The sequence below is a fragment of the Pseudomonas fluorescens genome, assembly GCF_900215245.1.
GTDB lineage: Bacteria > Pseudomonadota > Gammaproteobacteria > Pseudomonadales > Pseudomonadaceae > Aquipseudomonas > Aquipseudomonas fluorescens.
In genome coordinates, this window is the sequence record NZ_LT907842.1 from 2174832 (window position 1) to 2189556 (window position 14725).

General features: G+C 54.4%; 6 protein-coding genes and 3 rRNA genes. 8 read left to right on the forward strand and 1 reads right to left on the reverse strand.

Features of this window, described 5'->3' with window-relative positions:
* Nucleotides 1-37: 37 nt before the first annotated feature.
* The 6 genes from dnaN to rrf all read left to right on the forward strand — a co-directional run bounded on the left by dnaN (nt 38) and on the right by rrf (nt 10242).
* Complete coding sequence (gene dnaN, locus CPH89_RS10190; RefSeq protein ID WP_053258802.1) at nt 38-1141, forward strand: DNA polymerase III subunit beta; 1104 nt, start codon at nt 38-40, stop codon at nt 1139-1141.
* Nucleotides 1142-1161: 20 nt separating this feature from the next.
* Nucleotides 1162-2265 (forward strand): DNA replication/repair protein RecF, encoded by a 1104-nt coding sequence (gene recF / locus CPH89_RS10195; RefSeq protein WP_053258803.1) that lies wholly within the window; start codon nt 1162-1164, stop codon nt 2263-2265.
* 4 nt (nt 2266-2269) lie between these two features.
* The gene (gyrB, locus tag CPH89_RS10200) at nt 2270-4687 is read left to right on the forward strand and encodes a DNA topoisomerase (ATP-hydrolyzing) subunit B (protein WP_053258804.1); all 2418 of its coding nucleotides are present in this window, start codon (nt 2270-2272) and stop codon (nt 4685-4687) included.
* A 506-nt stretch (nt 4688-5193) separates the two neighbouring features.
* Nucleotides 5194-6730, forward strand: a 16S ribosomal RNA gene (locus CPH89_RS10210).
* Between the two features lie 333 nt (nt 6731-7063).
* Nucleotides 7064-9955: ribosomal RNA gene (locus CPH89_RS10215) — 23S ribosomal RNA — on the forward strand.
* Nucleotides 9956-10126: 171 nt separating this feature from the next.
* Nucleotides 10127-10242 (forward strand): 5S ribosomal RNA (gene rrf, locus CPH89_RS10220).
* Together the 16S, 23S and 5S rRNA genes form the textbook arrangement of a ribosomal RNA operon.
* Nucleotides 10243-10453: 211 nt before the next feature.
* Here the strand turns inward: rrf and CPH89_RS10225 are convergent.
* Nucleotides 10454-11176 (reverse strand): response regulator transcription factor, encoded by a 723-nt coding sequence (locus tag CPH89_RS10225; protein ID WP_053253606.1) that lies wholly within the window; start codon nt 11174-11176, stop codon nt 10454-10456.
* 292 nt (nt 11177-11468) lie between these two features.
* On the opposite strand from CPH89_RS10225, the gene CPH89_RS10230 reads away from it, so the two are divergent.
* Nucleotides 11469-12383, forward strand: a complete 915-nt coding sequence (locus CPH89_RS10230) for a FecR family protein (RefSeq protein ID WP_096236762.1) — start codon at nt 11469-11471, stop codon at nt 12381-12383.
* 24 nt (nt 12384-12407) lie between these two features.
* Nucleotides 12408-14687 (forward strand): CHASE2 domain-containing protein, encoded by a 2280-nt coding sequence (locus CPH89_RS10235; protein ID WP_053253608.1) that lies wholly within the window; start codon nt 12408-12410, stop codon nt 14685-14687.
* Nucleotides 14688-14725: the final 38 nt, after the last annotated feature.

Consider the following 14725-nt stretch of genomic DNA (forward strand, 5'->3'; position numbering starts at 1 on the left):
GACACCAGTGCAGCTTATTAAGGCAAGGGACTAGACCATGCATTTCACCATTCAACGCGAAGCCCTGTTGAAACCCCTGCAACTGGTCGCAGGCGTCGTCGAGCGCCGACAGACCTTGCCGGTGCTCTCCAACGTATTGCTGGTGGTCGAAGGCCAGCAATTGTCCTTGACCGGTACCGACCTGGAAGTCGAGCTGGTTGGCCGTGTTCAACTGGAAGAGCCTGCTGAGCCGGGCGAAATCACTGTGCCAGCACGCAAGCTGATGGACATCTGCAAGAGCCTGCCCAACGACGCGCTGATCGACATCAAGGTTGATGAGCAGAAGCTGGTGGTCAAGGCCGGTCGAAGCCGTTTCACCCTGTCGACGTTGCCTGCCAACGACTTCCCAACGGTGGAAGAGGGCCCGGGCTCGCTGACCTGCAGCCTGGAGCAAAGCAAGCTGCGCCGTTTGATCGAGCGCACCAGCTTCGCCATGGCCCAGCAGGACGTACGTTACTACCTCAACGGCATGTTGCTGGAAGTATCGGAAGGCATTATCCGCGCCGTTGCCACCGATGGTCACCGTCTGGCCATGTGCTCGATGAAGGCCGATATCGGCCAGCCTGACCGTCACCAGGTGATTGTGCCGCGTAAAGGTATTCTTGAGCTTGCGCGTTTGCTCACCGAGCCGGATGGCAATGTCAGCATCGTCCTGGGTCAACACCACATCCGCGCTACCACTGGCGAATTCACCTTCACCTCTAAGCTGGTTGATGGCAAGTTCCCGGACTACGAGCGCGTGCTGCCTAAAGGTGGCGACAAGCTGGTGATTGGTGATCGTCAGGCGCTGCGTGAAGCGTTCAGCCGTACTGCGATTCTGTCGAACGAAAAGTACCGTGGTATTCGCCTGCAACTGGCCAACGGTCAGCTGAAAATTCAGGCCAATAACCCGGAGCAGGAAGAGGCTGAAGAAGAAGTGGGTGTCGACTACAACGGCGGCTCGCTCGAAATCGGCTTTAACGTGAGCTACCTGCTGGACGTGCTGGGTGTAATGACCACCGAACAGGTTCGCCTGATTCTGTCGGACTCCAACAGCAGCGCCCTGGTGCAGGAATCCGACAACGACGACTCGGCTTACGTTGTTATGCCGATGCGCCTGTAATCATGCTCAGCAGAAGCTAGATGTCCCTTAGTCGCGTCTCGGTCACCGCGGTGCGCAATCTGCACCCGGTGACCTTCTCCCCATCACCTCGCATCAATATCCTCCACGGCGCCAATGGCAGTGGCAAAACCAGTGTGCTGGAAGCCATTCACCTGTTGGGCCTCGCACGTTCCTTTCGCAGCGCTCGCCTATTGCCGGTGATTCAGTACGAGCAGTTGGCGTGCACGGTATTTGGCCAAGTCGAATTGGCTGAGGGTGGGTGTAGCAGCCTGGGGATATCTCGTGATCGCCAGGGGGAGTTTCAAATTCGCATCGACGGGCAAAACGCCCGTAGTGCCGCGCAACTGGCCGAAATCCTGCCGTTGCAACTGATCAACCCTGATAGTTTCCGCCTTCTGGAAGGTGCGCCGAAAATCCGCAGACAGTTCCTCGATTGGGGCGTCTTCCATGTGGAGCCGCGGTTCATGGCCACTTGGCAGCGCCTGCAGAAGGCCCTGCGGCAGCGGAACTCGTGGCTGCGGCATGGTACACTTGACGCCGCTTCGCAAGCGGCCTGGGACCGGGAACTGTGCCTGGCCAGCGACGAAATAGATGAATACCGCCGTGCCTATATCAAAGCCTTGAAACCAGTCTTTGAGCAGACCTTGAGTGAGTTGTTGGATCTCGAAGGGCTGACGCTGAGCTACTACCGTGGTTGGGATAAAGAGCGTGAACTGAGCGCGGTGCTCGCCACGTCCTTGCAACGGGATCAGCAGATTGGCCATACCCAGGCGGGGCCCCAACGAGCTGATTTGCGTCTTAGACTAGGCGCTCATAATGCCGCGGATATCTTGTCCCGTGGTCAGCAGAAGTTGGTGGTGTGCGCGCTGCGTATTGCCCAAGGGCACTTGGTTAGCCAAGCCCGGCGCGGTCAGTGTATTTATCTGGTGGATGATTTGCCGTCTGAACTAGACGAACAACACCGCCGAGCGTTATGCCGCTTGTTGGAAGACTTACGCTGCCAGGTGTTTATCACCTGTGTAGACCACGAATTATTGAGGGAAGGCTGGCAGACGGAAACGCCAGTCGCTTTGTTCCACGTGGAACAGGGCCGTATCACCCAGACCCACGACCATCGGGAGTGAAGGCATGAGCGAAGAAAACACGTACGACTCGACCAGCATTAAAGTGCTGAAAGGTTTGGATGCCGTACGCAAACGTCCCGGTATGTACATCGGCGACACCGATGATGGTAGCGGTCTGCACCACATGGTGTTCGAGGTGGTCGACAACTCCATCGACGAAGCTTTGGCCGGTCACTGCGACGACATCAGCATTATCATCCACCCGGATGAGTCCATCACGGTGCGCGACAACGGTCGCGGCATTCCGGTCGATGTGCACAAAGAAGAAGGCGTTTCGGCGGCTGAGGTCATCATGACCGTGCTGCACGCCGGCGGTAAGTTCGATGACAACTCTTATAAGGTCTCCGGCGGTCTGCACGGTGTAGGTGTGTCGGTAGTGAACGCACTGTCCGAAGAGCTGATCCTGACCGTTCGCCGTAGCGGCAAGATTTGGGAGCAGACGTACGTCCATGGTGTGCCACAAGAGCCGATGAAAATCGTTGGCGACAGTGAATCCACGGGTACGCAGATCCACTTCAAGCCATCGGCTGAAACCTTCAAGAACATCCACTTTAGCTGGGACATCCTGGCCAAGCGGATTCGCGAACTGTCCTTCCTCAACTCCGGTGTGGGTATCGTCCTCAAGGACGAGCGCAGCGGCAAGGAAGAACTGTTCAAGTACGAAGGCGGTCTGCGCGCGTTCGTTGAATACCTGAACACCAATAAGACCGCGGTCAACCAGGTGTTCCACTTCAACATTCAGCGTGAAGACGGCATCGGCGTGGAAATCGCCCTGCAGTGGAACGACAGCTTCAACGAGAACCTGTTGTGCTTCACCAACAACATTCCACAGCGCGATGGCGGTACTCACTTGGTGGGTTTCCGTTCCGCACTGACGCGTAACCTGAACACTTACATCGAAGCCGAAGGCTTGGCCAAGAAGCACAAAGTCGCCACCACCGGTGACGATGCGCGTGAAGGCCTGACCGCGATTATCTCGGTGAAAGTGCCGGATCCCAAGTTCAGCTCCCAGACCAAAGACAAGCTGGTTTCTTCCGAGGTGAAGACCGCCGTGGAACAGGAGATGGGCAAGTACTTCTCCGACTTCCTGCTGGAGAACCCGAACGAAGCCAAGCTGGTCGTCGGCAAGATGATCGACGCTGCACGTGCTCGCGAAGCGGCGCGTAAAGCCCGTGAGATGACCCGTCGTAAAGGCGCGCTGGATATTGCTGGCTTGCCTGGCAAGTTGGCTGACTGCCAGGAGAAGGACCCAGCGCTCTCCGAGCTATACTTGGTGGAAGGTGACTCTGCTGGCGGTTCCGCCAAGCAGGGTCGTAACCGTCGCACCCAGGCGATCCTGCCGTTGAAAGGCAAGATTCTCAACGTAGAGAAGGCCCGCTTCGACAAGATGATTTCCTCCCAGGAAGTCGGCACCTTGATTACGGCGTTGGGCTGCGGCATTGGCCGCGATGAGTACAACATCGACAAGCTGCGCTACCACAACATCATCATCATGACCGATGCTGACGTCGACGGTTCGCACATCCGTACCTTGCTGCTGACCTTCTTCTTCCGTCAGTTGCCTGAGCTGATTGAGCGTGGCTACATCTATATCGCGCAGCCGCCGTTGTACAAAGTGAAAAAGGGCAAGCAAGAGCAGTACATCAAAGACGACGACGCCATGGAAGAGTACATGACGCAGTCGGCCCTGGAAGATGCAAGCCTGCACTTGAACGACGAAGCACCGGGTATCTCCGGTGAGGCGTTGGAGCGTCTGGTTAACGACTTCCGTATGGTGATGAAGACCCTCAAGCGTCTATCGCGTCTGTACCCTCAGGAACTGACCGAGCACTTCATCTACCTGCCGGCCGTCAGTCTGGAGCAGTTGGGTGATCATGCAGCGATGCAAGAGTGGCTGGCTCAGTACGAAGTACGCCTGCGCACTGTTGAGAAGTCTGGCCTGGTGTACAAAGCCAGTCTGCGTGAAGACCGTGAACGTAACGTGTGGCTGCCAGAGGTTGAGTTGATCTCCCACGGCCTGTCGAATTACGTCACCTTCAACCGCGACTTCTTCGGCAGTAATGACTACAAGACGGTCGTGACCCTCGGCGCGCAGTTGAGCACCTTGCTGGATGATGGTGCGTACATTCAACGTGGCGAGCGTAAGAAAGCGGTCAAGGAGTTCAAGGAAGCCTTGGACTGGCTGATGGCGGAAAGCACCAAGCGTCATACCATTCAGCGATACAAAGGTCTGGGCGAGATGAACCCTGATCAGTTGTGGGAAACCACCATGGATCCAGCACAGCGTCGCATGCTGCGCGTGACCATCGAAGACGCCATTGGCGCAGATCAGATCTTCAACACCCTGATGGGTGATGCGGTCGAACCTCGCCGTGACTTCATCGAGAGCAATGCCTTGGCGGTGTCCAACCTGGACTTCTGATCAGGTGTAGGTCACAAAGTGGTTCGGCTAATCATCACTGATAGGCCGACCCTACGAAGAAGGCCCGCACACAGCGGGCTTTTTTTTGCCCACATTGTTTGCTTACAGGTCTTGGGGCGTTTGATAACAAAAGCCCGGCTTTTAGTATGGGAAAAATAATTTTTAGATGGGGGGTTGACCACGTATTTGAATACTGTATTATTCGCCTCCCGCTGACGAGCAACTTGAACAGAGTTGCTACTTAAGTATTTGATTTTGTTAAAAGATCATAAAATATTAAGTGTGTTAGCGGCTGAGGTGCTGTAGAATGCGCGCCTCGGTTGAGACGAAAGATCTTAACCAACCGCTCTTTAACAACTGAATCAAGCAATTCGTGTGGGTGCTTGTGGAGTCAGACTGATAGTCAACAAGATTATCAGCATCACAAGTTACTCCGCGAGAAATCAAAGATGTAACCAACGATTGCTGAGCCAAGTTTAGGGTTTCTTAAAAACCCAAAGATGTTTGAACTGAAGAGTTTGATCATGGCTCAGATTGAACGCTGGCGGCAGGCCTAACACATGCAAGTCGAGCGGTAGAGAGAAGCTTGCTTCTCTTGAGAGCGGCGGACGGGTGAGTAAAGCCTAGGAATCTGCCTGGTAGTGGGGGATAACGTTCGGAAACGGACGCTAATACCGCATACGTCCTACGGGAGAAAGCAGGGGACCTTCGGGCCTTGCGCTATCAGATGAGCCTAGGTCGGATTAGCTAGTTGGTGAGGTAATGGCTCACCAAGGCGACGATCCGTAACTGGTCTGAGAGGATGATCAGTCACACTGGAACTGAGACACGGTCCAGACTCCTACGGGAGGCAGCAGTGGGGAATATTGGACAATGGGCGAAAGCCTGATCCAGCCATGCCGCGTGTGTGAAGAAGGTCTTCGGATTGTAAAGCACTTTAAGTTGGGAGGAAGGGCATTAACCTAATACGTTGGTGTTTTGACGTTACCGACAGAATAAGCACCGGCTAACTCTGTGCCAGCAGCCGCGGTAATACAGAGGGTGCAAGCGTTAATCGGAATTACTGGGCGTAAAGCGCGCGTAGGTGGTTTGTTAAGTTGGATGTGAAATCCCCGGGCTCAACCTGGGAACTGCATTCAAAACTGACTGACTAGAGTATGGTAGAGGGTGGTGGAATTTCCTGTGTAGCGGTGAAATGCGTAGATATAGGAAGGAACACCAGTGGCGAAGGCGACCACCTGGACTAATACTGACACTGAGGTGCGAAAGCGTGGGGAGCAAACAGGATTAGATACCCTGGTAGTCCACGCCGTAAACGATGTCAACTAGCCGTTGGGAGCCTTGAGCTCTTAGTGGCGCAGCTAACGCATTAAGTTGACCGCCTGGGGAGTACGGCCGCAAGGTTAAAACTCAAATGAATTGACGGGGGCCCGCACAAGCGGTGGAGCATGTGGTTTAATTCGAAGCAACGCGAAGAACCTTACCAGGCCTTGACATCCAATGAACTTTCTAGAGATAGATTGGTGCCTTCGGGAACATTGAGACAGGTGCTGCATGGCTGTCGTCAGCTCGTGTCGTGAGATGTTGGGTTAAGTCCCGTAACGAGCGCAACCCTTGTCCTTAGTTACCAGCACGTAATGGTGGGCACTCTAAGGAGACTGCCGGTGACAAACCGGAGGAAGGTGGGGATGACGTCAAGTCATCATGGCCCTTACGGCCTGGGCTACACACGTGCTACAATGGTCGGTACAGAGGGTTGCCAAGCCGCGAGGTGGAGCTAATCCCACAAAACCGATCGTAGTCCGGATCGCAGTCTGCAACTCGACTGCGTGAAGTCGGAATCGCTAGTAATCGCGAATCAGAATGTCGCGGTGAATACGTTCCCGGGCCTTGTACACACCGCCCGTCACACCATGGGAGTGGGTTGCACCAGAAGTAGCTAGTCTAACCTTCGGGAGGACGGTTACCACGGTGTGATTCATGACTGGGGTGAAGTCGTAACAAGGTAGCCGTAGGGGAACCTGCGGCTGGATCACCTCCTTAATCGACGACATCAGCTGCTCCATAAGTTCCCACACGAATTGCTTGATTCATTGAAGAAGACGATCAGTGTGCTCTCTAAGTAAGAGAGTGACTGTGTTGCATGAAAGCTTAGAAATGAGCATTCCATCGTGATGATGGTGAATGTTGATTTCTAGTCTTTGATTAGATCGTTCTTTAAAAATTTGGGTATGTGATAGAAAGATAGACTGAACGTTACTTTCACTGGTAACGGATCAGGCTAAGGTAAAATTTGTGAGTTACTCGTAATTGAGTATTATCGAATTTTCGGCGAATGTTGTCTTCACAGTATAACCAGATTGCTTGGGGTTATATGGTCAAGTGAAGAAGCGCATACGGTGGATGCCTTGGCAGTCAGAGGCGATGAAAGACGTGGTAGCCTGCGAAAAGCTTCGGGGAGTCGGCAAACAGACTTTGATCCGGAGATGTCTGAATGGGGGAACCCAGCCATCATAAGATGGTTATCTTACACTGAATACATAGGTGTAAGAGGCGAACCAGGGGAACTGAAACATCTAAGTACCCTGAGGAAAAGAAATCAACCGAGATTCCCTTAGTAGTGGCGAGCGAACGGGGACTAGCCCTTAAGTGGCTTTGAGATTAGCGGAACGCTCTGGAAAGTGCGGCCATAGTGGGTGATAGCCCTGTACGCGAAAATCTCTTAGTCATGAAATCGAGTAGGACGGAGCACGAGAAACTTTGTCTGAATATGGGGGGACCATCCTCCAAGGCTAAATACTACTGACTGACCGATAGTGAACTAGTACCGTGAGGGAAAGGCGAAAAGAACCCCGGAGAGGGGAGTGAAATAGATCCTGAAACCGTATGCGTACAAGCAGTGGGAGCAGACTTTGTTCTGTGACTGCGTACCTTTTGTATAATGGGTCAGCGACTTATTTTCAGTGGCGAGCTTAACCGAATAGGGGAGGCGTAGCGAAAGCGAGTCTTAATAGGGCGTCTAGTCGCTGGGAATAGACCCGAAACCGGGCGATCTATCCATGGGCAGGTTGAAGGTTGGGTAACACTAACTGGAGGACCGAACCGACTACCGTTGAAAAGTTAGCGGATGACCTGTGGATCGGAGTGAAAGGCTAATCAAGCTCGGAGATAGCTGGTTCTCCTCGAAAGCTATTTAGGTAGCGCCTCATGTATCACTGTAGGGGGTAGAGCACTGTTTCGGCTAGGGGGTCATCCCGACTTACCAAACCGATGCAAACTCCGAATACCTACAAGTGCCGAGCATGGGAGACACACGGCGGGTGCTAACGTCCGTCGTGAAAAGGGAAACAACCCAGACCGTCAGCTAAGGTCCCAAAGTTATGGTTAAGTGGGAAACGATGTGGGAAGGCTTAGACAGCTAGGAGGTTGGCTTAGAAGCAGCCACCCTTTAAAGAAAGCGTAATAGCTCACTAGTCGAGTCGGCCTGCGCGGAAGATGTAACGGGGCTCAAACCATACACCGAAGCTACGGGTATCACGTAAGTGATGCGGTAGAGGAGCGTTCTGTAAGCCTGTGAAGGTGAGTTGAGAAGCTTGCTGGAGGTATCAGAAGTGCGAATGCTGACATGAGTAACGACAATGGGTGTGAAAAACACCCACGCCGAAAGACCAAGGTTTCCTGCGCAACGTTAATCGACGCAGGGTTAGTCGGTCCCTAAGGCGAGGCTGAAAAGCGTAGTCGATGGAAAACAGGTTAATATTCCTGTACTTCTGGTTATTGCGATGGAGGGACGGAGAAGGCTAGGCCAGCTTGGCGTTGGTTGTCCAAGTTTAAGGTGGTAGGCTGGAATCTTAGGTAAATCCGGGATTCTAAGGCCGAGAGCTGATGACGAGTTATCTTTTAGATGACGAAGTGGTTGATGCCATGCTTCCAAGAAAAGCTTCTAAGCTTCAGGTAACCAGGAACCGTACCCCAAACCGACACAGGTGGTTGGGTAGAGAATACCAAGGCGCTTGAGAGAACTCGGGTGAAGGAACTAGGCAAAATGGCACCGTAACTTCGGGAGAAGGTGCGCCGGTGAGGGTGAAGGACTTGCTCCGTAAGCTCATGCCGGTCGAAGATACCAGGCCGCTGCGACTGTTTATTAAAAACACAGCACTCTGCAAACACGAAAGTGGACGTATAGGGTGTGACGCCTGCCCGGTGCCGGAAGGTTAATTGATGGGGTTAGCTAACGCGAAGCTCTTGATCGAAGCCCCGGTAAACGGCGGCCGTAACTATAACGGTCCTAAGGTAGCGAAATTCCTTGTCGGGTAAGTTCCGACCTGCACGAATGGCGTAACGATGGCGGCGCTGTCTCCACCCGAGACTCAGTGAAATTGAAATCGCTGTGAAGATGCAGTGTATCCGCGGCTAGACGGAAAGACCCCGTGAACCTTTACTATAGCTTTGCACTGGACTTTGAATTTGCTTGTGTAGGATAGGTGGGAGGCTTTGAAGCGTGGACGCCAGTTCGCGTGGAGCCAACCTTGAAATACCACCCTGGCAACTTTGAGGTTCTAACTCAGGTCCGTTATCCGGATCGAGGACAGTGTATGGTGGGTAGTTTGACTGGGGCGGTCTCCTCCTAAAGAGTAACGGAGGAGTACGAAGGTGCGCTCAGACCGGTCGGAAATCGGTCGTAGAGTATAAAGGCAAAAGCGCGCTTGACTGCGAGACAGACACGTCGAGCAGGTACGAAAGTAGGTCTTAGTGATCCGGTGGTTCTGTATGGAAGGGCCATCGCTCAACGGATAAAAGGTACTCCGGGGATAACAGGCTGATACCGCCCAAGAGTTCATATCGACGGCGGTGTTTGGCACCTCGATGTCGGCTCATCACATCCTGGGGCTGAAGCCGGTCCCAAGGGTATGGCTGTTCGCCATTTAAAGTGGTACGCGAGCTGGGTTTAGAACGTCGTGAGACAGTTCGGTCCCTATCTGCCGTGGACGTTTGAGATTTGAGAGGGGCTGCTCCTAGTACGAGAGGACCGGAGTGGACGAACCTCTGGTGTTCCGGTTGTCACGCCAGTGGCATTGCCGGGTAGCTATGTTCGGAATAGATAACCGCTGAAAGCATCTAAGCGGGAAACTAGCCTCAAGATGAGATCTCACTGGGACCTTGAGTCCCCTGAAGGGCCGTCGAAGACTACGACGTTGATAGGTTGGGTGTGTAAGCGCTGTGAGGCGTTGAGCTAACCAATACTAATTGCCCGTGAGGCTTGACCATATAACACCCAAGCAATTTGACTACTCCTGACTTGGAAACAAGCAGAAGCATCAGATTGCGGTGTGTGAAGACGATAGAACCGAAAGTTCGAATTTCACAAAACACCGAAAGCTATCACATACCCAATTTGCTGAAGCGAGGCCAACTGGTCACGACTCAGTACCCGAATTTCTTGACGACCATAGAGCATTGGAACCACCTGATCCCATCCCGAACTCAGTAGTGAAACGATGCATCGCCGATGGTAGTGTGGGGTTTCCCCATGTGAGAGTAGGTCATCGTCAAGATTAAATTCCGAAACCCCTACCTGCGCATACAGGTAGGGGTTTTGTTTATCCGCGAAAAAACTATCCTGGTCAGCGGGCTTCCCGAATCGTCTATTTTTGGAACCTGCACCGGTAACGCGGCTAAAACAAAAAGGCCAACGCTCAGCGTTGGCCTTTTTTATTGGGTGATGAATAGCTGATTTTCAAATGCTCCACGTGGAACATCACTGTTTTAGCTTGGGGTCGCAGCCGCAACACTTTCCAATCGATAGCCGTATCCATAGATCGTCAGCAGTTGCCAGCCTCTGTCGGCAGTCAATCCCAGTTTGTTACGCAACCGATAGATATGAGTGTCCAGTGGCCTTGAAGACACCATTTCCTCATGGGACCAAAACCGTTCATACAGGTATTCGCGAGAGAGTGGTCGAGCCAGGTTGGCAAACAAGCAACTGGCCAATCGATACTCTCGCTCGGTTAAATTGATCGGCTTTCCTGCTCGCGTAACCGTCAATTCGGCGTCATCAAAGGTCAGGTCGTTGAAGCTTTGCAGCTCATTGCTGGCTGACTTTTGCAGCCCATGACGACGTAAGACGGCACTGACCCGAGCTTTAAGTTCGTTAGGCCGAAAGGGTTTACTGACGTAATCATCCGCCCCGCTGTTCAACGCCGTGACGATATCGCTCTCGGCATCCCGGCTGGTGAGCATGATTACGGCAGGCGGTGAGTCCATGTGTTCGCGCGTCCAGCGCAGCAGTGCGATACCCGTGATATCGGGCAATTGCCAGTCGAGTATCAACAGGTCAAACGTTTCCCGGCGCAGTTGACGCAGCAGGTCTTCACCGCGCTCAAAGCAATGCAGTGACCAGGGTTGCTCTGCGGTGCTTGGGATCTGTCGCAGTGTCTGTTCAACCCGACGCAATTCAGCGGGTTCATCGTCCAGTATTGCGACACGCATGGGTGGGTCCTTTTCCAAAAAAATACGGCAGCCGACGGCCTGTTCAATTACCTACATACTGCGCAGGGTCGGTGGGTGAATCTGAATAATTGTGGTCAGACTCAACGCCTCATTGGATCTGTCGGTACGCTGATATCAAAGGGCCGTTAATCCGTTTAAAGTCTTCCGTACCTAAGTGGGAAAGATACCGGCTCCCATCCCAGAGGAAAAGGATCAGCCGACACATGCGCTTTCGCAAACATGTGCGTCTTGATGCCAGTTGCCTTCTCGAACTACCAACGTGATGAGCGCCATGACCTTTTCTGCTAACCGATTATGCCGTGCCCTGCCCTTATTACTGATCTTGGTCATAGGCGCTACGCAGGCTTCTACGGTGCACCGCGCTGCCTACATCGACGATCAATCATTATGTCGTGCGCAACCGTTGCCGGCGGTTGTGCAGCATCTGACCGGGGAAGCCTGGAAGCTCGATGCCAAGGGTAAAGCGCAGCCGCTGCAGGAAGGCATGACCATTGATGAGCAAGAAGGCGTTAAGACATCGACATCGGCGTTTGTCAGCCTTCTGTTCGGGGACGGCTCCAGAGTGGTGCTGCCCTCCAGCTCGCAAGTGCGAGTGCACTTGGTAGATAAACAGTCGATTCCCCAAGTCATTCTGGAGCAAGGCCAAGTCGAGACGTATGTGATCAAGCGGGCCAGTGACTATGATCGCTTCCAGATACGGACACCGGTGGGCGTCCTGGGCGTGCGAGGTACACACTTTCGCGTTCGCAGCGACGGCGAGCAATCGGTTCTGGAAGTGCTCAATGGACAGGTGGCGGTCAATCGCAAAATCAAAACCACGCCTGTCGAAGGTGAGGTCAAGGTGGACGCGCGACAAGGTTTGCTGATCAAAGCACAAGGTGAACTCAAGCCAGTGAACCTTCTCCCTGCGCCTGAGTTGATTGGTCAGGATGGCCAGAAAGGCGAGGCACCAATCTGGAGTTTGTACCTGCGGCCATTACCCGGCGCACAGCGTTATCGCGCGCAAGTTGCTACCGACACGGCCTTCTTGAACATCAAGCAGGAAAACTTTTCCAGTGAGCCGAAAATGCGCTTCACTGGGCTCAAAGCATCGTTTTATCACGTGCGCCTGTCGGCCTATGACGCGGACGGCCTGGAGGGGGAAACCGGGGTCTATGACATCTTCTACTACCCACCTGCAACCTAGGTCCAGGCCTCCGGCGGTTGACCAATGATGTTTTTGCACAAGGCCGAGAAACGCCAACCCACCCACGCCCAACGTTTATTCCATGGGTTGGTTCGCGAGTGGTTGTGGATAGGGCTGCTGTTGTTACCTATCACTGCTTACCTATCGTTGAGCCCGGGCTTGGCGTTGAACAACCCGTTGTACGACAGCCTTCGACGTCTGGCGCCACTGCCAGTCGATCCACGTATCTTGCTGGTGACCATCGACGACCAAAGTTTGAAAGAGCTGGGACGCTGGCCCTGGCCGCGCAATTTGCACGCGGACCTGATTGATCGCCTGAGTGCTGCGCAACCGTCAGCCATCCTGTTCGATGTGATTTTCAATGAGCCCGGTGTACCCGCCAACGACCAACGCCTCGCAGCAGCCGTGTGTCGTGCCGGCAATGTTGTGTTGCCGCTGCTGCGTGAAGAAGTCACCAGCTACAGCCAACCGGACGCGAAAATGTTGCCGTTGCTCGATTGCGCGAAAGGCCTTGGGCATATCAATGTCGAAGCGGACAGCGACGGCATAGTCCGCAGCTTGTTTTTGCGCGAAGGCCCGCCCGATAACATGGCGCCGCAACTGGCATGGATGGCCTACACGGCGAGCGGACAAGTCTCTGAAATGCCTGGAAAGCCCCTGCAGCCGATCAGCCAGTATTGGCACCGGGAGAATGCCATTCGTATTCCTTTCGTCGATGCCAGTGCCCACTTTCCCAGTGTGTCCTACGCCAGCGTATTACGCGGTGAAGTGCCTCCAGAGCGCCTGCGCGGTCGCCTTATCCTGGTGGGCTCCACCGCATCCGGTATGGGTGATCGCTTCGTTACGCCGCTCTCCTCTACGGTCGGCACGACGGCCGGCGTTGAGATCCAGGCCAACGTCCTGAATGGTCTCTTGCTAGGGCGCAGCCTCGTTGACCTTCCTGGCGGGTTGTCGGCACTCATGGCGACAGCGTTGGTTGCCCTGCTGCTGGGCCTGTTGTTATACCGTCCCCGCTATGCGCTGTGGATGACCCTGGGGTGCATGACGACGGCGTTGCTTGGCGCGTGGGTGTTGTTGCGCCTGGACTACTGGTGGTCGCCTGCTGCGTGTTTGATTGGGTTGCTGCTCAGCTACCTGATCTGGAATTGGCGCCGCCTCAGCGTGATCCTTGCCTACTTCGGCTGGGAGCTCGCGCGGTTGGATAACGAACCCAAGGTGCTCCCTGAACGTCGCCGTGCGCCCGCCAGTAAGGGTGATGTATTGCAAGCGCGGATCTTTGCCCTGGAACAAGCGGTAAGCCGTACACGCGACACCCGACGGTTTATGGCGGACGGTTTGGAATGCTTGCCGGTGGCAACCCTGATCACAGACCCAAAAGGCAACATCCTGCTGGCTAACCGAATTGCGCGTGAGGTGTTCGGTAATGACCTGGTGAGTGAAAACCTGCTCGAGCAACTGGCCGACCTCGGCTATCCACCGCTGCACAATGGCGTGCGCCCTGCCCTGTCAGTGTTGGAACTCGTAGAGTTCCGTGACATCCACCAACGCAGCCTGCGCATGGAACTCGCGCCGTTGCTGCCGGCAGAAGGCGACGTTGCCCTCGGCTGGCTGCTGAGCCTGACGGACCTGAGCAAGGAGCGTGAAGCCCAATTGCACCGCGAGACGATGCTGCGCTTCCTTTCCCACGACCTGCGTGCGCCACACTCGGCGATCCTGGCGATGCTGGATGTGCACAACGGTGAGTCCCCGATCTTTTCCCAGATCGAACAACAGGTGAAGCGCGCCTTGAGCCTCACCGAGTCTTTCGTGCAGTTGGCCAAAGCCGAAGCTGACGGCTACCACTTCCATCCCTCACTGTTTGCCATGCTGGTAATGGATGCTTTTGATCAGGTGTCGGTGATTGCGCAGCTCAAGGGCATTCACTTGGTGCACGACCTGGACGAGGCAGATGAGAGCATGATCTCAGCCGATCAATCACTGCTGACTCGGGCGCTGTTTAACATGCTGGAGAACGCTATTAAATACTCCCCATCCGGCACCACCGTGACGTTGAGCCATGGCTGTACGCAAGGGTGGCTGGAATGCAGCATCAGCGATCAGGGACCTGGTATTGCGCCAGAAGACTTGCCCGAACTCTTTAGCCAGTATCGACGCTTCGACTCGGCCCAAGGCGTTGAGGGGCTGGGGTTGGGATTGACCATGGTCAAGGCCGTGGTGGAGCGTCATGGTGGCCGCATCACGTGTGAAAGCGAGCTGGGTAAAGGCTCAACCTTCAGCCTGCAACTGCCGCTGCTTGACGAGTGAAAAACGTACTGTTTGCCTGTGCATAAAAAACCGGTCAC

Bases quoted from the DNA above. Each gene is read 5' to 3' on its own strand.
- dnaN (WP_053258802.1), top strand. From the start codon at position 38: ATGCATTTCACCATTCAACGCGAAGCCCTGTTGAAACCCCTGCAACTG.
- recF (WP_053258803.1), top strand. From the start codon at position 1,162: ATGTCCCTTAGTCGCGTCTCGGTCACCGCGGTGCGCAATCTGCACCCG.
- gyrB (WP_053258804.1), top strand. From the start codon at position 2,270: ATGAGCGAAGAAAACACGTACGACTCGACCAGCATTAAAGTGCTGAAA.
- CPH89_RS10225 (WP_053253606.1), bottom strand. From the start codon at position 11,176: ATGCGTGTCGCAATACTGGACGATGAACCCGCTGAATTGCGTCGGGTT.
- CPH89_RS10230 (WP_096236762.1), top strand. From the start codon at position 11,469: ATGACCTTTTCTGCTAACCGATTATGCCGTGCCCTGCCCTTATTACTG.
- CPH89_RS10235 (WP_053253608.1), top strand. From the start codon at position 12,408: ATGATGTTTTTGCACAAGGCCGAGAAACGCCAACCCACCCACGCCCAA.